Annotated in this window: 18 protein-coding genes; 13 read left to right on the top strand and 5 right to left on the bottom strand. The window is 66.1% G+C overall.

Going from position 1 to position 21,611, the window contains the following annotated elements; translation table 11 throughout:
* The first annotated feature begins 20 nt into the window (after positions 1–20).
* The 6 genes from C6A77_RS17665 (at position 21) to tadA (ending at position 5,237) form a co-directional block, all read left to right on the top strand.
* Positions 21–461 (top strand): hypothetical protein, encoded by a 441-nt coding sequence (locus C6A77_RS17665; RefSeq protein WP_114170622.1) that lies wholly within the window; start codon positions 21–23, stop codon positions 459–461.
* Between the two features lie 2 nt (positions 462–463).
* Positions 464–1,123, top strand: a complete 660-nt coding sequence (locus tag C6A77_RS17660) for a hypothetical protein (protein WP_114170634.1) — start codon at positions 464–466, stop codon at positions 1,121–1,123.
* The gene (locus tag C6A77_RS17655; protein WP_178082390.1) at positions 1,116–1,781 is read left to right on the top strand and encodes a hypothetical protein; all 666 of its coding nucleotides are present in this window, start codon (positions 1,116–1,118) and stop codon (positions 1,779–1,781) included. The genes C6A77_RS17660 and C6A77_RS17655 overlap by 8 nt, the downstream gene beginning before the upstream one ends.
* A complete protein-coding gene (locus C6A77_RS17650) occupies positions 1,778–3,286 on the top strand; it encodes a M48 family metallopeptidase (protein WP_241507437.1) in 1,509 nt (502 codons plus the stop codon). The genes C6A77_RS17655 and C6A77_RS17650 overlap by 4 nt, the downstream gene beginning before the upstream one ends.
* An 89-nt stretch (positions 3,287–3,375) precedes the next feature.
* A complete protein-coding gene (locus C6A77_RS17645) occupies positions 3,376–4,758 on the top strand; it encodes a multicopper oxidase family protein (RefSeq protein ID WP_114170621.1) in 1,383 nt (460 codons plus the stop codon).
* The gene (tadA, locus tag C6A77_RS17640; RefSeq protein WP_114170620.1) at positions 4,758–5,237 is read left to right on the top strand and encodes a tRNA adenosine(34) deaminase TadA; all 480 of its coding nucleotides are present in this window, start codon (positions 4,758–4,760) and stop codon (positions 5,235–5,237) included. The genes C6A77_RS17645 and tadA overlap by 1 nt, the downstream gene beginning before the upstream one ends.
* A gap of 111 nt (positions 5,238–5,348) precedes the next feature.
* Here tadA and mltF read toward each other — a convergent pair whose 3' ends face one another.
* Positions 5,349–6,806, bottom strand: a complete 1,458-nt coding sequence (gene mltF / locus C6A77_RS17635; protein WP_114170619.1) for a membrane-bound lytic murein transglycosylase MltF — start codon at positions 6,804–6,806, stop codon at positions 5,349–5,351.
* 245 nt (positions 6,807–7,051) lie between these two features.
* Here mltF and purL point away from each other — a divergent pair, with 245 nt between their 5' ends.
* Complete coding sequence (purL, locus tag C6A77_RS17630; protein ID WP_114170618.1) at positions 7,052–10,951, top strand: phosphoribosylformylglycinamidine synthase; 3,900 nt, start codon at positions 7,052–7,054, stop codon at positions 10,949–10,951.
* Positions 10,952–10,954: 3 nt separating this feature from the next.
* On the top strand, positions 10,955–11,266 hold the full coding sequence (locus tag C6A77_RS17625; RefSeq protein ID WP_114170617.1) for an NGG1p interacting factor NIF3: 312 nt from the start codon (positions 10,955–10,957) through the stop codon (positions 11,264–11,266).
* Between the two features lie 106 nt (positions 11,267–11,372).
* Here C6A77_RS17625 and tatC read toward each other — a convergent pair whose 3' ends face one another.
* Genes tatC through tatA form a run of 3 tightly spaced genes read right to left on the bottom strand, consistent with a single transcriptional unit; the run spans position 11,373 to position 12,648 of the window.
* The gene (tatC, locus tag C6A77_RS17620; RefSeq protein WP_114170616.1) at positions 11,373–12,131 is read right to left on the bottom strand and encodes a twin-arginine translocase subunit TatC; all 759 of its coding nucleotides are present in this window, start codon (positions 12,129–12,131) and stop codon (positions 11,373–11,375) included.
* Entirely contained in the window at positions 12,128–12,418 is a 291-nt protein-coding gene (gene tatB, locus C6A77_RS17615; RefSeq protein WP_114170615.1) for a Sec-independent protein translocase protein TatB, read from the bottom strand. Before tatB ends, tatC begins: the two co-directional genes overlap by 4 nt.
* Positions 12,418–12,648, bottom strand: coding sequence for a twin-arginine translocase TatA/TatE family subunit (gene tatA / locus C6A77_RS17610; protein ID WP_114170614.1), 231 nt, complete (start codon positions 12,646–12,648; stop codon positions 12,418–12,420). Before tatA ends, tatB begins: the two co-directional genes overlap by 1 nt.
* Before the next feature lie 146 nt (positions 12,649–12,794).
* Between tatA and gspK the strand changes: the two genes are divergently transcribed.
* Positions 12,795–13,760, top strand: coding sequence for a type II secretion system minor pseudopilin GspK (gspK, locus tag C6A77_RS17605; RefSeq protein ID WP_114170613.1), 966 nt, complete (start codon positions 12,795–12,797; stop codon positions 13,758–13,760).
* Positions 13,761–14,018: 258 nt separating this feature from the next.
* Here gspK and C6A77_RS17600 read toward each other — a convergent pair whose 3' ends face one another.
* Complete coding sequence (locus C6A77_RS17600; RefSeq protein ID WP_114170612.1) at positions 14,019–16,079, bottom strand: PhoX family phosphatase; 2,061 nt, start codon at positions 16,077–16,079, stop codon at positions 14,019–14,021.
* A gap of 224 nt (positions 16,080–16,303) precedes the next feature.
* Between C6A77_RS17600 and C6A77_RS17595 the strand changes: the two genes are divergently transcribed.
* Genes C6A77_RS17595 through C6A77_RS17580 form a run of 4 tightly spaced genes read left to right on the top strand, consistent with a single transcriptional unit; the run spans position 16,304 to position 21,608 of the window.
* Positions 16,304–17,944: a lipoprotein UxpA gene (locus C6A77_RS17595; RefSeq protein WP_114170611.1), complete on the top strand. Its 1,641-nt coding sequence runs from the start codon at positions 16,304–16,306 to the stop codon at positions 17,942–17,944.
* A complete protein-coding gene (locus tag C6A77_RS17590; protein ID WP_114170610.1) occupies positions 17,941–18,366 on the top strand; it encodes a pilus assembly protein PilZ in 426 nt (141 codons plus the stop codon). The genes C6A77_RS17595 and C6A77_RS17590 overlap by 4 nt, the downstream gene beginning before the upstream one ends.
* 3 nt (positions 18,367–18,369) lie before the next feature.
* Positions 18,370–20,160, top strand: a complete 1,791-nt coding sequence (gene gspD / locus C6A77_RS17585; protein ID WP_114170609.1) for a type II secretion system secretin GspD — start codon at positions 18,370–18,372, stop codon at positions 20,158–20,160.
* Positions 20,160–21,608 carry an ATPase, T2SS/T4P/T4SS family gene (locus tag C6A77_RS17580; protein WP_114170608.1) on the top strand — a complete coding sequence of 483 codons (1,449 nt, stop codon included), beginning with the start codon at positions 20,160–20,162 and terminating at the stop codon, positions 21,606–21,608. Before gspD ends, C6A77_RS17580 begins: the two co-directional genes overlap by 1 nt.
* Positions 21,609–21,611 lie beyond the last annotated feature (3 nt).

Genomic DNA, 21,611 nt, shown 5'->3' with positions numbered 1-21,611 from the left:
CGCTTCAGGATGGAAAAGACATGCTCGCTTATCGCAAATGGACAGCCCTGCTGGTGGCTGCGCTCAGCCTGTGGCTGGGCCAGGTTCACGCTGAACAACGGCCGGAGGTAGCCGACCAGGTAGTTGCCTACATGGGCACGCAAGGGGCCAAGGTATGGACGCTGCGCATCGGTGAACGTGCCGCCAACGAAGCGCTGGTGCAGATCGAAGGCGTCGATCACGACTGGAACATGCGCATCCAGAAAATGCAGGTGGAGAAGACCAGCCGCGATACCCGTTACTCCACCACCGTGGACGGCAAGAAGTACGTGGTGCTGATCATCCAGGGCAGCTGGGGCGGCGAACTGTATCTGCCGGGTGAGGCGCAGCCACTGCAGGTTGGCTATTCGGAAGGGCTGTCGCATCAGGGCAATGCCCAGGCATTCCTCACCGATTACCTGGCGACGCAGGAGGCGCAATGACCATGAGCGAGTTCAACGACCCGCTGTCCGAGCTGTCCGGTTCGCTCGGCCAGGACTATGAGCAGACCCGTGCCGCCCAGCGCGACCGGGTGATCGCCGAACTCAAGCAAGTGATCGAGCGCGTGCCCGAGCAGAGCGAGTTCACCAACTCCCGGCGGTACCGGTTCTGGGGGCCGGTCATGTTGCTGGGCTCGCTGATTCTCACGGCGGTCTGCTTCAACCTGGAACGCATGGGCGCGGTCGCCGCCTGTGCCTTCACGGTGTTAATCGCCGCAGCGGTGACCTGGCAACATCGCAATGCCGGTACCCAGGTGTTCATGCGCCTGACCCGCCGCCAGCTGTTCGTCGATACGCTGGACGCCCCGGTAGACCTGGCCGAGGTGGAGGATGTCGCGGTCAAGGATGAAGGGCTGGTCATGGTGCAGACGCTGGAAATGAGCAGCGAAGCCGTGCTGCCCAAGCATCATGTGGTGAAACTGCAGTTCTTCGGCAACCAGGCCATGGTGCTGAAAAAGCCGCGCCCGCAGGTGCGCATCATGTCCGCAGGCCTGGCCAGCAACGGGCGCAAGCTGGGCAACGAGGAAGTGCTTGCGATACTGGCAGCCTACCGCGATGCGGCCCATGCGCAACGGCAACTGGACCTGTTGCAGGCTGATGGATAACGACGAACGCGAAGCCCACCTGGCTTACCTGCAGGCGCAGGCCGATGGCCCTGTCGAGGGCTTCGAACTGCGCGAGCGCTCGCTCGGCAAGGCGCTGGCCTGTGCCGTGGCTGGCCTGTCGCTCGCCGCACTGGGTGCATGGCTGATGGCGCTGGCGGTGCAGTTCGCTCCCCAGGCGGGCAGCGGCGTTACCTGGCTGCTCGCGGGCTTCGGTCTCGGTCTGGCCGTTCCCGGGCTGGCGGCGCTGGCCTGCGCCGCAGTGCTGTATCGCCGTCAGGGTAAGCTGGCGCTGAGCGTGACGGCCGATACCCTGTGCTTTGCCAACGCGCAGGCGCCAACCCCGCTGCATGCCTTCGACGGCTTCGAGATCGAGCAGGGGTATTTCAGTACCCGGCTGATTTTCAGCGTGTCGGCGTCCAGCCGCGCGCCAGCGCTGGCGCCGGCCTGTTTCAAGGCACTGGCCGCGCCTGACGCGGTCGCCGTGGCGGGTGGCTTGCGCGTCAGGCTGTGGTTGTGCACGCCTGTGGTGGGCGGGCGCCGTCTGGCCCTGCAGGAACTGGTGGATCTGCTTTACGCCTATCTGCAAGCGGCCCAGGCCAGGCATACCCTGGCGCAGCTGTTCCCGGGCGTGGCGCGCCTGGGCGAAACCGCCCGATGAGCCTGCTCGCGCCCCTCGGCGCTGCCGGGGCAATCAAACGCGTTGGCTGGGGCCTGGTGCTGCTGCTGTTGCCGCTGGTGCTGTTCGGCTGGGGTAATGTGCAGCACTGGCGGGCCGACACGGCTCAGGAGCAGGCCCGGGTCATCCGCCAATGGCTGGCCAGCCCCAGCGATGCACTGCTGCAACAATTGCCGTGGGAAGCGCGCAAGCAGCTTGCCAGGCATGTCGAACCGCGCCAGGCGCTGCAAGGCCAACTGGAGCAGCTCGACGCGGATCGCCGGTGGACAGGCATGCGCAAGCTGATGGCCAGCCTGACCTGCTGGCTGGCACTGGCGGCGCTGCTGATCGCCCTCGGGGCCTGGCTCAAGTTGCGTTTCGACGCCTGGCGGGCGCTGCGTTCTTCCAGCTACCTGTACCAGGGCATGACAGCCAGTTGGCAGAGCCTGGGCCGCTGCCTGAGCGCCTACATGCTCATGCTTGCCGCGTCGTTGTGCCTGGCCTTGCTCTACGAGGCCAGTTCCGCAGTGAGCCATGCAGCGCAAGGTGGCATGAGCGTGCTGGTCGTGGTGCTGCCGTTGGCCTCGGTGTTCATCGTGTGCATGCGCCAGGTCTGGCGAATGCGCCGGCATTGGCCGCTCATGCACTCACCGAGCGCCAGCTTTCTCGCGCGCCCGCTCGGCAAGCAGGCGGCGCCAGCGCTGTGGCAGTGGGTCGAAGGCCTGGCAAAGCAACTGCACGCGCCGGCCCCGGACCATATCGTGGTCGGGCTGGACCAGGGGTTTTTCGTCACCAGTGTGCCGATCCTGCTGCAGCCCGCTGGGCAAGCCCTCACCGGGCGCACGTTGTATCTGCCTCTGCCTTGCCTGGCCGCCCTGAGCCAGGCCGAGGCGGCGGCGATCATCGGCCACGAGCTGGGCCATTTCCGGCGCCGTGACACGGAGCGAGGCAGCGAAACCAGTGCCCGTTTCAGCCTGATGTGCGCGCACTATTCGGCCATGCTCGGTGACGAGCATGCCCCGCACTGGGTGGTGCGGCCCATCCTGTGGCTGGCCGGGCAGTTTCTGCACCGTTTCCAGGTTGCGGTTCATCACTGGGGGCGTGCGCAAGAGTTGCTGGCTGATCGGGCGGGTGCCGAAGTCGCGGGCCCGAAGCTGTTCGTTCAGGCGCTGTTGCGGGTCATCGCCCTGGGCAGGGTGATCGACGGCTTGCTGGTCGAGCAGGGTGGCGACGGTTTGCTCCCGGCGCTGAAGCTGCAGTTGCAGCGCATGCCGCTGCAGCTGGGCGAAGAGGCGCTGGAACAGGCCATCACCCATCCGTTCGATACCCACCCCGATATCGCCACGCGCCTGCAGAACCTCAACGTCCTGCTCGACCCGCAACTGCTCCAGGCCGCCTTGCGTGTGCCCTCCAGCGCTGACCAGCAGTGGTTCAATGCGCTTTGTTCAGCCCCCGGCAGGGCTGCCGATGGCAACTCTACGGGCAGCATCGCAAGAGACTTCACTTAATCTTTCCCATTTGCAGGTGTATCGTATTCGCCCTTGATCGCCAGCCATGCTGGCAGCTTGATTGCGCAGAACACGAGGTACCCGCACCGATGTCCTTCACCCGTCGACAAATGCTCAAGGGCCTGACCGGCCTGGTTGTGGTTGGCCTGGGCGCCGGTGGCGCGGCGCGTTACTGGCTGGGCAAGGTGGAAGACGACAACGCCGGCCACGACTACGAGCTGATCGCCGCGCCCCTGGAGGTCGAGCTGGTGCCGGGCTTCAAGACCGAGGCCTGGGCCTTCGGCCCCTCGGCACCGGGCACCCAGTTGCGGGTCCGCCAGGGCACCTGGCTGCGGGTGCGCTTCATCAACCATCTGCCGGTGGAAACCACCATCCACTGGCACGGCATTCGCCTGCCGCTGGAAATGGACGGCGTGCCTTACGTGTCGCAGCTGCCGGTCAAGCCGGGCGAGTACTTCGACTACAAGTTCCGCGTACCGGATGCCGGCAGCTACTGGTACCACCCGCATGTCAGCAGTTCCGAGGAGCTGGGCCGCGGGCTGGTAGGCCCATTGATCGTCGAAGAGCGCGAGCCGACCGGGTTCAGCCATGAACGCACCCTGAGCCTGAAAAACTGGCATGTGGACGAGCAGGGCGCCTGGCTGCCCTTCAGCATCCCCCGCGAGGCCGCGCGCAACGGCACGGCGGGGCGGCTGATCACCATCAATGGCCAGGCCAACGCGGTCACCGAACTGCCGGCCGGGCAGGTGGTCCGTGTGCGTCTGTTGAACCTGGACAACACCTGGACCTACCGCATCAACCTCAAGGGCAACTGCGAGGCGATGATCTATGCGCTGGACGGCAACCCGGTGACGCCGCGCGTGCTGGAGGACGATTACTGGCTAGGCCCGGGCATGCGCATGTGCCTGGCCATTCGCATTCCCCAGGCAGGCGAGGAAATTTCCCTGCGTGACGGTTTCGTGCGCCTGGGCACCCTGCGTTCGGTGGCCAGCGACGACGCCCCGGGTGACTGGCCGCCAGCGCTGCCGGCCAACCCTGTGGCCGAACCGGACCTGGAGAATGCCGAGAAGCTCAACTTCAATTTCGAGTGGGCGGCGAAAGTCTCGGTCAGCACCGACCAGGACAAGCCGTCGAGTATGTGGCAGATCAACGGCCAGGCTTGGGACATCACCGACAAGACCTGCGCCGAGCGGCCCATCGCCACCTTGCAGAAGGGCAAGAGCTACATCTTCGAGCTGAAGAACATGACCCAGTACCAGCACCCGATCCATCTGCACGGCATGAGTTTCAAGGTCATCGCCTCCAACCGCCACGACATCAAGGAGCCGTGGTTCACCGACACCTACCTGCTGGGCAAGAACGAGCGCGCCCAGGTGGCGCTGGTGGCGGATAACCCGGGTACCTGGATGTTCCACTGCCATGTCATCGACCACATGGAAACCGGCCTGATGGCCGCGATCGCGGTGGTCTGATGCGTCCGCAGATCATCGATCGCAGCCGCGACCAGGAATTCATGCGCCTGGCCCTGGCCCTGGCCGGCGAAGGCGCGGCCATGGGCGAGGTGCCGGTGGGCGCGGTGCTGGTGCAGCATGGGCAGGTGATCGGCCAGGGCTTCAACCGGCCGATCATCGACAGTGACCCCAGCGCGCATGCCGAGATGGTGGCCATTCGCGCGGCGGCGAAATCGGCGAGTAATTACCGGCTGCCCGGTAGCACCTTGTATGTGACCCTGGAACCGTGCAGCATGTGCGCGGGGTTGATCGTGCATTCGCGGGTGATGCGTGTGGTCTACGGCGCGCTGGAACCCAAGGCTGGCATCGTGCAGAGCCAGGGGCAGTTCTTCAGTCAGGGCTTTCTCAACCACCGGGTGATGGTGGAGGGCGGGGTGCTGGCGGAGGAGTGCGGGCAGATTCTCAGTGAATTCTTCAAGGCGCGCCGGGCCAAGTCTTGACCTGTTCCGGCCCCTTCGCGGGTAAACCCGCTCCCACAGGAATACCACTATCTCCAAAACCTGTGATTGACCTGTGGGAGCGGGCGAGCCCGCGAAAGGGCCAGTGCGGGCTTACATCGGCGGCGACTGTTCCGCCGGCTTGTCCTTGTTCACCCCCGGCACATGCAGGTTGCCCTCGGCCACCTGGCCTTCGAGCTGCGGCTGGGTCACCCAGGTGAGAATGTCGTAATAGCGGCGGATGTTGGCGACGAAATGCACTGGCTCGCCGCCCCGGGCATAACCGTACTTGGTCTGCCGGTACCACTGCTTCTGCGACAGGCGCGGCAGCATCTTCTTCACATCCAGCCACTTGTTCGGGTTGAGCTTTTCGCGCTTGGCCAGGGTGCGGGCGTCTTCCAGGTGGCCGGTGCCGACGTTGTAGGCGGCCAGGGCGAACCAGGTGCGGTCCGGCTCCTGGATGCTGTCGTCGAGCTCGGCCTTGATCTTCATGAAGTACTTGGCGCCGCCCTGGATGCTCTGCTTCGGGTCCAGGCGGTTGGACACGCCCATGGCCTGGGCGGTGCGCTGGGTCAGCATCATCAGGCCGCGCACGCCGGTCTTGGAAGTGACCTCCGGCTGCCACATCGATTCCTGATAGCCGATGGCAGCCAGCAGGCGCCAGTCCACCTGCTCGACCTTGGCGTAGCTCTTGAAGTGCTTCTCGTACTTCGGCAGGCGCTGCTGCAGGTGCTGGGCGAAGGTGTAGGCGCCGACATAGCCGAGGACGTCGACATGCCCGTAGTAGCGGTCCTTCAGGCGTTGCAGGGTGCCGTTCTTCTGCGCCTTGTCGAGGAACTCGTTGACTTCGTTGAGCAGGCTGTTGTCTTCGCCCGCAGCCACCGCCCAGCGCTGGTCGCGGGTGTCGCCCAGGTCGAAGGCGACCCGCACGTTGGGGAAGTACACCTGGTTCATCGCCAGTTCGTTGGAATCGACCAGGGTCAGGTCGATCTGCCCTTCGTCGACCATGCGCAGCAGGTCGACCACCTCGACAGCGTCGGACTCTTCGTATTCAAGGCCCGGGTACTGCTTTTTCAGCTCGGCCAGCTGGTCGGCGTGGCTGCTGCCCTTGAGCACCATGATCTTCTTGCCGACCAGGCCCTTGGCATTGGTCGGGCGCGCCCGGCCGTTGCGGTAGATGACCTGCGGGGTCACCTCCAGGTAGGGATGGGAGTACTTGACCTGGGCCTTGCGCCGTTCGCTGGTGACCAGGCCGGCCGCCGCCAGCACCGGGCCGGAAGGCTTGCCGAGGGCGTCGTACAGCTCGTCTAGGTTGTCGGCGGTCTCGATCTGCAGCTTCACGCCGAGATCGTCGGCAAAATGCTGGACCAGCTCGTACTCGAAGCCGGTTTCGCCGTTGCGGTCCTGGAAGTAGGTGGCCGGGCTGTTGCGGGTGATCACGCGCAGCACGCCGTCCTCCTTCACGCGCTCGAGGGTGCTGGGTTTTTCAACGCAGGCACCGAGCAGCAAAAAGAGTCCGGTTGCGAAAAGCCATCTGGCGCAACGCTGGCGCAAAGCAGTGTGGGCGAACATAGGTTGCAGTATACGCAAAGGACTGGCCCAACCATATCTCGACAACTGTTAGCTTGTCTGGTAGCGCTTGATGTGCAATGGCAGCCTTGCCCCAAGGTGGGCGCGCATCGGCGGCGCTATTTTTTTGACCCGAAAGTCCGGTTCCACCGCCCGGCAGGCGTGGCGTAGAGCGGGTGCCGAAACCCTTCGAATTAGGCTAGAATGCACGGCCTCTAAGCACACCCCTTCCTGAGGCTGTCCCGACGATGTTGATCCTGCGCGGCGCTCCTGCCCTTTCTGCCTTTCGCCACGGTAAATTACTCGCGCAACTGAGCCAGAAAGTCCCCGCTGTTACTGGTTTGTATGCCGAATTCGCCCACTTCGCCGATGTCGACGGCGAGCTGACCGCCGACCAGCAGCAGGTGCTGGGCCGTCTGCTCAAGTACGGCCCGAGCGTGCCGGTACAGGAGCCGAGCGGCCGCCTGTTCCTGGTCGTGCCGCGCCTGGGCACCATTTCGCCATGGGCCAGCAAGGCCAGCGATATTGCCCACAACTGCGGCTTGCAGTCGATCCAGCGCCTGGAGCGCGGCATCGCCTACTACGTTGCCGGCAACCTGAGCGAAGCCGACGCCGAACTGATCGCCGCCGAACTGCACGACCGCATGACCCAGCGCGTGCTCGGCCAGCTGGAGCAGGCGGCCGACCTGTTCAGCCACGCCCAGCCCAAGCCGATGACCTCGGTGGACATCCTCGCCGGTGGCCGTGACGCCCTGGCCAAGGCCAACATCGACCTGGGCCTGGCCCTGGCCGAAGACGAGATCGACTACCTGGTCAACGCCTTCCAGGGGCTCAAGCGCAACCCGAACGACATCGAACTGATGATGTTCGCCCAGGCCAACTCCGAGCACTGCCGCCACAAGATCTTCAACGCCAGTTGGGACATCGACGGCCAGGCGCAGGAAAAAAGCCTGTTCGGCATGATCAAGAACACCTACCAGATGCACAACGAAGGTGTGCTGTCTGCGTACAAGGACAACGCCTCGGTGATCGTCGGCAACGTCGCCGGCCGGTTCTTCCCGAACCCTGAAACCCGCCAGTACGGTGCGGTGCAGGAGCCGGTGCACATCCTGATGAAGGTGGAAACCCACAACCACCCGACCGCCATCGCCCCGTTCTCCGGTGCCTCCACCGGCTCCGGTGGCGAAATCCGCGACGAAGGTGCTACCGGCCGTGGCGCCAAGCCCAAGGCCGGCCTGACCGGCTTCACCGTGTCCAACCTGCGTATCCCGGGCTTCGAGCAGCCGTGGGAGCAGGCCTACGGCAAGCCTGGGCGCATCGTCGATGCCCTCGACATCATGATCGAAGGCCCGCTGGGTGGCGCTGCGTTCAACAACGAGTTCGGTCGCCCGGCCCTGACCGGTTACTTCCGTACCTTCGAGCAGGCCATCAACACCCCGCACGGTGAAGAAGTACGCGGCTACCACAAGCCGATCATGCTCGCCGGCGGCATGGGCAACATCCGCGAAGACCACGTGCAGAAAGGCGAAATCACCGTCGGTGCCAAGCTGATCGTGCTCGGTGGCCCGGCCATGCTGATCGGCCTGGGCGGCGGCGCCGCTTCGTCGGTGGCCACCGGTGCCAGCTCGGCGGACCTCGACTTCGCCTCGGTACAGCGCGAAAACCCGGAAATGGAGCGCCGTTGCCAGGAAGTCATCGACCGCTGCTGGCAGCTGGGCGACGCCAACCCGATCGCCTTCATCCACGACGTCGGCGCCGGTGGTATCTCCAACGCCTTCCCCGAGCTGGTCAACGACGGTGGCCGTGGTGGCCGCTTCGAACTGCGCAACGTGCCCAACGACGAGCCGGGCATGGCCCCGCACGAAATCTGGAGCAACGAATCGCAGGAGCGTTACGTGCTGGCCGTCAGCGCCGTCGACTTCGAGCGCTTCAAGGCCATCTGCGAACGTGAGCGTTGCCCGTTCGCCGTGGTCGGTGAAGCGACCGAAGAGCAGCACCTGACCGTCAGCGACAGCCACTTCGGCAACACCCCGGTGGACATGCCACTGGATGTGCTGCTGGGCAAGCCGCCGCGCATGCACCGTTCGGTCACCCGCGAAGCCGAGCTGGGCGATGATTTCGACCCGAGCCAGCTGGACCTGGACAACGCCGTGCAGCGCGTGCTGAACCACCCGGCGGTGGCCAGCAAGAGCTTCCTGATCACCATCGGCGACCGCACCATCACCGGTCTGGTTGCCCGCGACCAGATGGTCGGCCCATGGCAGGTGCCGGTGGCCGACTGCGCCGTTACCGCCACCAGCTTCGACGTCTACACCGGTGAAGCCATGGCCATGGGCGAGCGGACCCCGCTGGCACTGCTGGACGCCCCGGCGTCCGGGCGCATGGCCATCGGCGAGACCATTACCAACCTGGCCGCTGCGCGCATCGACAAGCTGTCCGACATCAAGCTGTCGGCCAACTGGATGTCGGCCGCCGGCCACCCAGGTGAAGACGCGCGCCTGTACGACACCGTCAAGGCCGTCGGCATGGAGCTGTGCCCGGAGCTGGGCATCACCATTCCGGTCGGCAAGGACTCCATGTCGATGAAGACCAAATGGAGCGATGACGGTGTCGAGAAGAGCGTGACCTCGCCGATGTCGCTGATCATCACCGGCTTCGCCCCGGTCACCGACATTCGCAACACCCTGACCCCGCAACTGCGCATGGACAAGGGCGAAACCGACCTGATCCTGATCGACCTGGGCCGCGGCAAGAACCGCATGGGTGCTTCGATCCTGGCGCAGACCTACGGCAAGATCGCTGCCCAGGCACCGGACGTTGACGACGCCGAGGACCTGAAAGCCTTCTTCGCAGTGATCCAGGGCCTGAACGCCGACGGCCACCTGCTGGCCTACCACGACCGTTCCGACGGCGGCCTGCTCACCACCGTGCTGGAAATGGCCTTTGCCGGCCACTGCGGCCTCGACCTGCACCTCGACCCGCTGACCGACAGCAAGGGCGACGTACCGGCGATCCTCTTCAACGAAGAGCTGGGCGCAGTCATCCAGGTTCGCCAGGATGCCACCCCGGACGTACTGGCACAGTTCAGCGCCGCTGGCCTGGGCGAAGGTTGCGTCGCGGTGATCGGCAAGCCGGTCAACAACGGTGAAGTGTCCATTAGTCTGAATGGCGAAGTGCTGTTCGACGACGACCGTCGCATGCTGCAGCGCCAGTGGGCCGAGACCAGCTACCAGATCCAGCGCCTGCGTGACAACGCCGACTGCGCCGACCAGGAATTCGACCTGCTGCTCGAGGAAGACAACCCGGGCCTGTCGGTCAAGCTGGGCTTCGACGTCAACGACGACATCGCCGCGCCGTACATCAAGAAAGGCGTGCGCCCGCAAGTGGCGATCCTGCGCGAGCAGGGCGTCAACGGCCAGGTCGAGATGGCGGCTGCCTTCGACCGCGCCGGCTTTGCGGCCATCGATGTGCACATGAGCGACATCCTCGCTGGCCGTGTCGACTTCGAAGCCTTCAAGGGCCTGGTTGCCTGCGGTGGCTTCTCGTACGGCGACGTACTGGGTGCCGGTGAAGGCTGGGCCAAGTCGGCGCTGTTCAACAGCCGTGCCCGCGATGCCTTCCAGGCCTTCTTCGAGCGCAGCGACAGCTTCGCCCTGGGCGTGTGCAACGGTTGCCAGATGATGTCCAACCTGCACGAACTGATCCCGGGCACCGAGCACTGGCCGCACTTCGTGCGCAACCGTTCGGAGCAGTTCGAGGCGCGCGTGGCCATGGTCGAAGTGCAGAAGTCCAACTCGATCTTCCTGCAGGGCATGGCCGGTTCACGCATGCCAATCGCCATCGCCCACGGTGAAGGCCATGCCGAGTTCGCCAGCGAAGAGGCACTGCTGGCCGCCGATCTGTCCGGTTGCGTGGCCCTGCGCTACGTCGACAACCACGGCAGGGTCACCGAAGCCTACCCGGCCAACCCGAACGGCTCGCCGCGTGGTATCACCGGCCTGACCAGCCGCGACGGCCGCGTGACCATCATGATGCCGCACCCGGAGCGGGTGTTCCGCGCCGTGCAGAACTCCTGGCGCCCGGACGAGTGGCAGGAAGATGCGGCGCTGATGCGCATGTTCCGCAACGCTCGGGTGTGGGTGAACTAAGGCGTGTACAAGCTGGCCTTCTTCGTCCCCGCCAGCCATGTCGAAGTGGTCAAGGCCGCTGTGTTCGCTGCTGGTGGCGGGCGCATCGGTGACTATGACCACTGCGCTTGGCAAACCTTGGGCCAGGGCCAGTTCCGCCCGTTGGACGGCAGCCAGCCGTTCCTCGGGCAGCCCGGCCAGGTCGAGGTGGTGGAGGAGTGGAAGGTGGAGCTGGTGGTGGCTGACGAGCTGGTAGCCCAGGTCGTCGCCGCGCTCAGGCAGAGCCACCCGTACGAGACGCCAGCCTACGAGGTCTGGCGGCTCGCCGAGTTCTAGACGGCATCAAGGCTATTCGCGGGTGAACCCGCTCCCACAGGTATCGCACCGCTCTCAAGCATTGTGCAGTACCTGTGGGAGCGGGTTTACCCGCGAAGAGGCCAGTTCAACCAGCCACAATCCCCCGGTTTGCCTCAGGCCGCTTCAACACCCCGCAAGCCAGCAACCCCACCTCGAACAGCACCCACATCGGCACCGCCAGCATCGTCTGCGAAAACACATCGGGCGGCGTCAGGATCATCCCCACCACAAAGCAGCCGACGATCACGTAGGGCCTGCTGCGGCGCAAGGTGGCCACATCGGCCAACCCCACCCAGACCACGATAAAGGTCGCCACCGGTATCTCGAATGCCAGCCCGAACGCCAGAAACAGCGCCAGGATGAAGTCCAGGTACTGGCTGATATCGGTCATCATCGCCACGCCGTCCGGCGTCACGCTGGCGAAGAAGCCGAACATCATCGGGAACACCAGGAAGAACGCGAACGCCATGCCGGCATAGAACAGCACGATGCTCGACACCAGCAGCGGCAAGGCAATGCGCCGTTCCCGGCGATACAGCCCCGGCGCCAGGAAGCCCCAGGCCTGATGCAGCAGCAGCGGCATGGCCACGAACAGCGCGCACATGGCCGTCAGCTTGAATGGCGTCAGGAACGGCGAAGTGACGCTGGTGGCGATCATGCTTGCGCCTTCCGGCAGAAACCGCCGCAACGGTTCGGAAATCAGCGTGTACAGCGTCTGGGCGAAGGGGAACAGGCCGGCGAACACCAGCGCCACCAATGCCAGGCAGCGCATCAGGCGCTTGCGCAGGTCGCGCAGGTGCTCGGTCAGCGGCATGTTCGCCGCCGGGTCCATGGCGATACTCATGAGGCGTTTTCCTTGGGTAGCGCGACCGTGGCCGCATCATTGGCCGGCACCGCGTTCAGGCTGATGCCCTGGCGCATTTCCTGCTCCAGGCGCTGCAGGGGCGCGCTGCCCAGGTCGGGCATGTCGATCTCCCGCTCCACCTGTGTGCGCAAGGCCTGCATGGCCCGGCGCGCCTGGCCCAGGCCACGGCCGAGGGTGCGCGCCGCCAGCGGCAGGCGCTCCGGCCCCAGCACCAGTAGCGCGACGATGCCGACCAGCAGCAACTCGCTGAAACCTACCTCGAACATCAGGCCTGGCGGTCCGTTTGTTGCTGCGCAGCCTGACCGGTCAGCGGGCAGGGCTGCTGCACCGGCGCCTGGCCTGGGGCTGCGCTGGCGTTATCCCCGCCCATGGACTTGCGGAAACCCTGGATCGCCTCGCCGACATCGCTGCCCAGGCCCTTGAGGCGCTTGGTACCAAACAGCAGGAATACGATCAGCAGTACGATCACCAGTTGCCAGATTCCAATGCCACCCATTGCGACCACTCCTGTAAGGCCATGAAAAGGAAGGACAATCCTGCATCGCGCAGATGACAGGCGGATGACGAATGGGTGATTGCCATCTGCCTGCAACACGCCGGGTGTTGACTGGCGTCTTTCTTTCGCGAGCGAGGTGTGCACGGATGGCTGGCAGGCAACAGCGGGGCGCGGCCCTGCTGATGGTAATGGTGGTCCTGGCAGTGCTGGCGGCGGGCATGGCCTGGCTGGTAGAGGATGGCCGGCGCCAGGTGGATGAAGTGCGCCTGTTGCACCAGCGGGTCCAGGCGCGGGCCATGGAGCAGGCGGGGCTGGCCTACGCCGCGCAGGCCCTGCGTGACCCCGCCTGGCGCCTGAGCCCGCTGTTCTGGCAGGCCCTGCGCGGGCAGCCGCTGAATTACGACTTTGGCGCCGGCCAGGCGCAGTTGCGGGTACGCGACCAGCACACCTGCTTCAACGTCAACGCACTGCTCGGTGCCGATGGCGAACGAGCCGAGCACCAGTTGCGCTACCTGCTGGGTGACGACCTGGCAGCCGAGCGCCTGGTCGATGCCCTGGCCGACTGGCTCGACGCCGACAGCGATGCCCGCCTGCAAGGCGCCGAGAGCGCCCAGTACCTGCGCCAGCAGCCACCGCGTCTGGCAGCCAACCAGCCGATGCTCGACACCAGCGAGCTGAACCTGCTGCTGACGCCGGATGCCGGCCGCCAGGGCCGCTACCCGATGCTCTGCGCCTTGCCGCAGACCAGCGGCTGGCGGCTGAATGCCAATGCTCTGGGGCTGGAGCATCTGCCGCTGCTGGAGGCGTTGTACGAGGGGCGCTACCCGCGTTCTTTGCTCAGCCGCATCATCAGCGGCAGACCGGCGTCGGGGTATGTGGATGCAGCTGCGCTGCGCCAGGCGCTGGGCGCGGTGGATGACGAAACGTTCGAGCGCCTGAGCGAAGGGCTGCTGTTGAACAGCGGCTATTTCCTGTTGCAGTTGTCGTTCGCCGAGGAGGGGCGGGTGATACGCAGCGAGTTCCAGGTAGAGGCGCTGGGGGTGGTGCAGTGGCATGCCCGGGTACCGGCGCAGCAAGTGCGGGTGCGCAGCCGCGAGCCGATAGCCTGGTAACGCCGCGTGAGCCATAGGCCTGCACGATTCCCTGTGGGAGCGGGCAAGCCCGCGAAGCAGGCGACGCTGTGGATGGCACCGGCTGCGCCGGTGTTCGCGGGCTCGCCCGCTCCCACAGGGATCATCGCGCCAGCTTTTAGAACTTGAGCAAGACAGTTGCTCCCAGAGGGTGGGCACAAGCCTCGAGAGCAATGCTGTACCTGTGGGAGCTGGCTTGCCGGCGAAAGGGCCGCAAAGCGGCCCCCGTGCACAGATCGATCAGGCAGTACCAATCTCCCCACCATCAATCCGCTGAATCACTACCGTCGCCGCCCGCGGCCTTACCGTCGCCCCGGCCGGTGTGGCATCGGTGGCCTTGTCGGTATACGGCCAGTTTTCCGGGTGCTGGATGTTGACGAACAGCGTCTTGTTGTCGGGCGTGAAGGTAATCCCGGTGACTTCACAACCATTCGGCCCGACGAAGAAGCGGCGCAGGTCCACCTGGTTCTGTGCGTTCACCGGCACCTGCTTGCCGCTGGCATCCACCAGGTTGGTCGGGATCACCGCCAACAGCTGGTCGTTGGTGTAATCGGTCACGCTGCTTTCGCCGTTGTCGGTCTCGAACCACAGCACGCCACGGCTATCGAAGCTCATGCCGTCCGGGCTGGCGAACTGGTTCAGTTCGGTCAGGCCCGAGCGGTTGATGTCGGCGGTACCGGCAGCGTTGGCGCCGAACACGAAGATGTCCCAGGTGAAGCTCAGTTGGTCGTCGCTGTCGTGCCAGCGAATGATGTGGCCGTGACGGTTCGGGCCGCGCGGGTTGGCAGCATCGACCTTTTCCGGGGTGCGCGCACTGTTGTTGGTCAGGGTCAGGTACACATCGCCGTTCAGTGGGTTGACCGTGGTCCATTCCGGGCGGTCCATCGGCGTTGCGCCCACGGCATCGGCAGCCCCACGGGTGTTGAGGATGATCCCCGGCAGGTCGCCATACAGTGCGCCCAGGGTGCTGCCTGCGGTGGTCGCGGTGGCGACGTCCAGCAGCAGCCACACCCCGGTGCCGTCGGCATTGAAGCGCGCCACGTACAGTTTGCCCTGGTCGAGGTATTTGGCCCCGGTGGCCAGGCGGTCGGCCGGGTTGGCATCGGCCGCGTCCCATACGGCGGTGGACACCCACTTGTACAGGTACTCGTTGTTCGAGTCGTCACCCATGTACCACACCAGCGGCTTGCCGGCGACCGGCAGGCCCGGCGCGCAGCCCTCGTGGCGGAAGCGGCCCAGCGCGGTGCGCTTGGTGGCCAGGGTGTTGCTGTTGTACGGGTCGATCTCGACGATGTAGCCGTAGGTGCTGGCTTCGTTACGGTAGTCGTCGGTGGCGCTGGCGCCCTTGACGGTGACGTCGAAACGGGCGAACTCGTCGGCCACTTCGCTGCTGTCACCGGCTGCGGTTTCCCACTTGTACTGGCCGCTGGAGGTGCCTACGCCAATGCGGCGCTGGTCTTCAGGGCGGGTGCCCTTGTTGACGAAGATGCCTGGCCAGTTCTCTTCACAGGTCAGGTAGGTGCCCCAGGGGGTGTAGCCGTTGCCGCAGTTGTTGTTGGTGCCGCGGCAGTGGGTGCCGGCGCTGGAGTATTTGGTCTTGACGTGCTCGGTACCGCGCAGCGGGCCGGTGATTTCCATGCGCGAGGCGGTGGTGAAACGGCGGTTGAGCGGGTCGTTGTCGACCACCTGCCAGCGGCCGTTGACCTTCTGCAGGCGCACCACGCCGGCGCCGTGGGCGTTGATTTCCTTGCGCACTTCTTCGACCGGGCGCTTGCCGTTGACATCGGTGGTCGGCCCGGCCGGGTGCAGCGCGGCAGTGTCGATGTACTCGAAGTTGATCGCCAGCAGGCCGTCCTCGGAGCTGCCGTTGATGGGGAAGAAGTGCATGCCGTCATGGTGCATGCCCATGGCGTTGGCCTGGTCGCTCGAGGTATTGCTGCCATCGGACTTCCACGGGTTGCCGTTGCTGTTGATCGGCGTGCCCCAGGGCGCCAGCACGTAGGCGCTGTAACCGGTAGCCACCACGCAGGCGTCGGTGCGCGAGCCGGGGATGGACTGGAAACCCAGCGCCAGTTTCGGTACTTCCGGCTCGGTTACCGGTGGCTCGGTGACCGGATCATCGTGATCGGAACCCCCACCGTCGAAGCAGCCCGTCAGGCCGGTACCGGCGATCATGGCGATGGCGGCGCCCAGGCTGCCACGCATCACGCTGCGGCGGCTCAGGTAGGCGTCCATGACGTTGGCCATCGGCAGGTTGCCGCTCTGGTTCCGGTCCAGGTTGTCGCCGGTATCTCGACTCATCAGGGTGTCCTTATGTTGGCTGAGTTGGAGGAAACCGCGACTTTAGTGCGCAAATATGATGATTCATTGGCAGAAATGTTAAAGCGCTTTTAAAACCGCTCGCTCTTAACAGCGTGCTGTACAGAGCCATTTGGAATGGTTGTCGGATTTCTGCCATCAAACTGTAATACCAACGCCGCAACATCCGGTGCCCTGACAGAGCATGGATAAGGATGGCGGGTTCGATGGCGAGCAGTGTGCACAGGCGCGAAGTGATCGGCTGGATGGGTGTCGGTGCATTGGCACCGTTACTCGGCGCCTGCTCTGCCTTGCCGGGGCAGCAGGGCGGCAACGCCCGCCTCGACCTGCTATACGTGGCCGATACCCTCGACGCCCGCCAGCCGGGCCAGGCTGTGGTGCCGGCCACCCGCCTGGGGCCCGTCAGCCACCTGGGCCGTGCGCCGTGGATGACCGGCAGCAGCGCCAGTGTCGCCTACCCGCAGCTGGCGCCACTGCTGGATGCCAGCCAGGCTGCGTCTGCCCAGCTGGGTGGCTATGCGGTGCTGGCAGCGTTGCTCGAGCAATTGCGCGCAGAGGCCGGGCCCGGCAACAGCCTGACCCTGGAAAACGGCCAGGGCTGGAATGGCAGTGGCCTGGCTTACCTGACCCAAGGTGAAAGCGGCCTGCAGGGCAGCCAGTTGCTGGGCAGCGAGGCGCGGGTCAGCAGCGACGAGCGCGTGCTGTGGCCGCAGCGCAGCCCGGCGCTGTATCGCCAGGCTAGCGCCGTGACCCTGGGCGCCGGGCTGGCCGAGCCGCAACGCCAGGCCCTGGGCCTGCAACCCTTGCAGGTTTTCGAGCGCGGTGGCGTGCGGGTTGCCGTGGTCGGCGTGACCGACCCCTATGCCCAGGACCAGAAAGCCTCGCTGAAACAGTGGTACCAGTCATTGCAGCCGGTGTTCGAACAGGCCCGGCGCGAGGCCGACCTGGTGGTGGCCCTGGCCGATGTCGGTACCGGGCCGGGCCTGTGGCTGGCCGAGCGGGTGCCGCAGGTCGATGTGCTGCTGTGCGCCCGTGGCCAGGATTTGTGGCCGGCGCCGGTCGAGGTCAGCCAGGCCAGCGGGCGCCGGGTGCCGGTGCTGTTCGCTGGTTGTCGGGGCAGTGGCGCGTTCCGCCTGCGCTGCCAGCGCAGCGCCGGGCAGTGGCAGTACGACGGGCGTTTCTTCCCGGCTTTCGAGCAGCAACTGGCACCTGCCGCACAACTGCGGGTCGCGCCCTTGCAGGCAGAACTGCACCGCCAGCGCGCCGGTCACGCGGCCTGGCTCGACCAACCGCTGGCACGCGCGCCCGAGGCCCTGTATCGCCGCGACACCCGTGGCGGCAGTTGGGACCGCCTGCTGCACCAGGCCCTGGCCGACGACAGCGGCATGCCGGTGCTGTTGCCGGGCCTGCGTTATGACTTCCCGCTGCCCGCAGGGGCCGCCATCACCCGCGAGCACCTGATCAGCCTCACCGGTGGTTACCCGGCACCGGTGGTCGAAGCCCCGGCGCGGCAGGTCGAACAAGTGCTGGAGAACGCCGCCGAGCAACTGTTCGGCGACCCGCTGTTGCTCGACAACAGCCAGGACCTGCCGCGCTGGCAGGGCCAGCCCTGGCGGGTCAGCTACAGCCCGCAAGGCAAGCGCATCGCCGATCTGCAGCCCGTGCAGGGCCTGTGCCGCACCTTTGGCCTGCAATTCGAAACCCAGGCCGGCGAGCCGCTGTGGCAACGGCTCGAAGCCTGGCTCACGCGCCAGGCGCCGGGCTGGCGGCTGGCCTCGCTGCAACTGCCGGAAGTGCGCTACATACAAGGGCACCCAGGCTGGCACCCCAGGCGGCTGGCCTCGTGAGGCTCGCCCCGCGCCTGCTCACCGGCGCCGGCCTGACCTTGGCCGGTTGGCTGGCCGCCCAGTGCGTGCTGCAACTGGGCCGTCAGCCGCAACCGGCCACTGCCGCCACAGCGCCCGACCAGCCGCTGCCTGGACTGATGGTCGGCCACTGGCAGGCCCCCGTCGATGACGGCGCCATCGCCATCACCCGCCTGCCGCTGCATTACCTCGGCGGGCTCAAGGCCCAGCCGTTGGGCGCCAGTGTGTTGGTGCTGCGCTACGGCGAGCGGGTGCTCACCCTGGCCCGCGGCCAGCGCCTGGCGCCGGGGATCGTGCTGCAGGACATCGACAGTGATGGCCTGACTTTCAACAACCAGGGGCGGCGTGAACGCCTGCCCTGGCCGCCACGCCCCGCCGTGACCGGCTTCAAGCGGCAAGGATGAACGATGCCTGTTAGATATTGCGCGGCGGCCGCGCTGAGCCTTGCGCTGGCCATGGGCCTGCCGCTGGCGTGTGCCGAAGAGCCGGTGTTCGACGACAACGGTACGCCCATGTACGAGGTGAACTTCGTCGACACCGAACTGGGCGAGTTCATCGACAGCGTGTCGCGCATCACCGGCACCACCTTCATCGTCGACCCCCGGGTCAAAGGCAAGGTCACCGTGCGTACTGTCGACCTGCACGACGCCGATGCCATCTACGATATCTTCCTGGCCCAGTTGCGCGCCCAGGGCTTTGCCGCCGTCGACCTGCCCAACGGCAGTGTGAAGATCGTCCCTGACCAGGCCGCGCGCCTGGAGCCGGTGCCTGTCGAACCGACCGGGCAGCAGCAGGCAGGCAGCGACAGCGTGGCCACCCGGGTATTCAACGTACGCAACGCTGCCAGCGAGCAGGTGCTGGGCATTCTCAAACCGCTGATCGACCCACGGGTGGGGGTGATCACGCCGTACCCGGCTGCGCATCAACTGGTGGTGACCGACTGGCGCAGCAACCTCGACCGGATCGCCAGCCTGCTGCAACACCTCGACCGCCCGGCTGAAGTGGCGAGCAACAGCGCTACCCAGGTGATCTACCTGCGTCACGCCAGTGCCAGCGAAGTGGTCAAGGTGTTGCGTGGCCTCAGCCAGGAGGGCGCCGTGCCCGCCGAGGGCAGCGCGCCGGGCGAGACCGGGGAGCGCCCGGTGCTGGCCGCCGCTGCCAGCTCGGGCATCCGCCTGGAATACGAAGAAGGCACCAACGCCGTGGTCATGGTCGGCCCTGACAGCGAGCTGGACGCCTACCGCGCCATCGTCGAACAGCTGGACATCCGCCGGGCGCAGGTGGTGGTCGAGGCGATCATCGCCGAAGTGTCCGACAGCAGCGCCCAGGAGCTGGGCGTGCAGTGGCTGTTCGCCGACGACAAGTTCGGTGCCGGCATCGTCAACTTCGACAGCAACGGGGTGAACATCGCCAACGTCGCCGGGGCCGTCGACAGTGGTGACAACGAGGCGCTGGGCAAGCTGCTGTCCGGTACCACCGGCGCGCTGGCGGGTATCGGCCATTTCGGCGGCGGGTTCAACTTCGCCATGCTGATCAATGCGCTGAAGGGCAAGAGCGGCTTCAACCTGTTGTCCACGCCGACCCTGCTGACCCTGGACAACGCCGAGGCGTCGATCCTGGTTGGCCAGGAAGTGCCGTTCGTCACCGGTTCGGTGACGCAGAGCAACGCCAACCCGTACCAGACCATCGAGCGCAAGGAGGTCGGGGTAAAGCTGCGCATCAAGCCGCAGATCAACATCGACAACAGCGTGCGCCTGGACATCGTCCAGGAGGTGTCGTCGATCGCCGACTCCAGTGCTGCCAGCGATGTAATCACCAACAAGCGCGAGATCAAGACCAAGGTCATGGTCGACGACAATGGCCTGGTCATTCTCGGCGGCCTGATCAGCGACGAACTGAGCACCAGCAACCAGCGTGTGCCGTTGCTCGGCGATATCCCGTACCTGGGCCGGCTGTTCCGCTCCGATGCTACCCGCAATACCAAGCAGAACCTGATGGTGTTCATCCGCCCACGCATCCTGCGTGACGGGCCGAGCCTGGCCGGGCTCAGCGAAGGCAAGTACCGCACCCTGCAGCAGACCACGCCGCTGCAACTGCCGGAGCTGGCCGATGCGCAAAACGCCGACGCGCCAAAAGCCACGCCGCTGTTGCAGGTGTTCCCCGCCAGCCGCGCGCGCCTTGAAGGCGGTGCCTGGTGATGCTGGCGTACCGCCAGGCGCGCCTCAGCGGCGTGGCCATGGCCCCGGCCGAGCAGGGCTGGCAGCTGTGGCTGCGGCCCGATGCCGACAGCGCCCAGTTGCACGAGCTGCTGCGCGTGCACGGCCGGCCCAGCGTGCTCGAATACCTGGAGCCGGCGCTGTTCGACGAGCGCCTTGGCCAGCTGTACCAGGCCGGCGATGCCGCCACTGCGGCGTTGATCGAAGGCATCGGCGACCAGGTTGACCTGGACAGCCTGATAAGCGAAATGCCGCGCATCGAGGACCTGCTGGAAAGCGACGACGAAGCCCCGGTGATCCGCCTGATCAACGGCCTGTTCGCCCAGGCCCTGCGCCTGCGGGCCTCGGACATTCATATAGAAACCTTCGAGCAAAGCCTGGTGGTGCGCCTGCGCGTCGATGGCCACCTGCGCGAAGTGCTGCGCCCGCCGCGTGCGCTGTCGGCCATGCTGGTGTCGCGGATCAAGGTCATGGCGCGTCTGGACATCGCCGAGAAACGTCAGCCTCAGGATGGCCGCATCAGCCTGCGCGCGGCCGGGCGTGAAGTGGATGTGCGGGTCTCGACCCTGCCTGGCATCCACGGCGAACGGGTGGTCATGCGGGTGCTCGACAAACAGGCCAGCCTGCTGGCGCTGGGCAACCTGGGCATGCCGGCAACGGTGTTGCAGGGCCTGCGCAGTTGCCTGGCGCGGCCCAACGGCATCGTGCTGTCCACCGGCCCGACCGGCTCGGGCAAGACCACGACCCTGTACGCCAGCCTCAACAGCCTCAATGATGGCAGCCGCAATATCCTCACCGTCGAAGACCCGGTGGAATATGCCATCGCCGGCATCGGCCAGACGGCGATCAACCCGCGTGCCGGGTTGACCTTCGCCAGCGGCCTGCGCGCCATTCTGCGCCAGGACCCGGATGTAATCATGCTGGGCGAAATCCGCGACCAGGAAACCGCGCAGATTGCCGTGCAGGCCAGCCTCACCGGCCACCTGGTGCTGTCGACCCTGCACACCAACAGCGCGGTGGGCGCGGTGACGCGCCTGCGCGACATGGGCATCGAACCGTTCCTGATCGCCTCGTGCCTGCGCGGCGTACTGGCCCAGCGGCTGGTCCGGCGCTTGTGCAGTTGCGCGCTGGCGCACCCGTTGCAAGCGGCCGAACGTGAGCTGTGGCCCGAGTTGGCGGCGCTGGGCAGCAGCTACCACGCGGTGGGCTGCGAGCAGTGCCAGGGCAGCGGTTACCTCGGGCGCCTGGGCCTGTACGAATTCATCGAACTGGACGCCGGGCTGATCGGCCTGCTGTACGACGGCGCCAGCGAACTGGCCATGCAGGCCTACCTGGCCGATCGCCGGCAGAGCCTGCTGGCGATGGCCAGCGATTGCCTGGCGCGTGGCGAGACCAGCCTGGCCGAAGTGCTGCGCGTGGTGCAGGGCTGAGCC

This window comes from Pseudomonas sp. AFG_SD02_1510_Pfu_092, assembly GCF_003331055.1.
Taxonomy (GTDB): Bacteria; Pseudomonadota; Gammaproteobacteria; order Pseudomonadales; family Pseudomonadaceae; genus Aquipseudomonas.
This window is presented reverse-complemented; position numbering and strand designations above follow the sequence as displayed.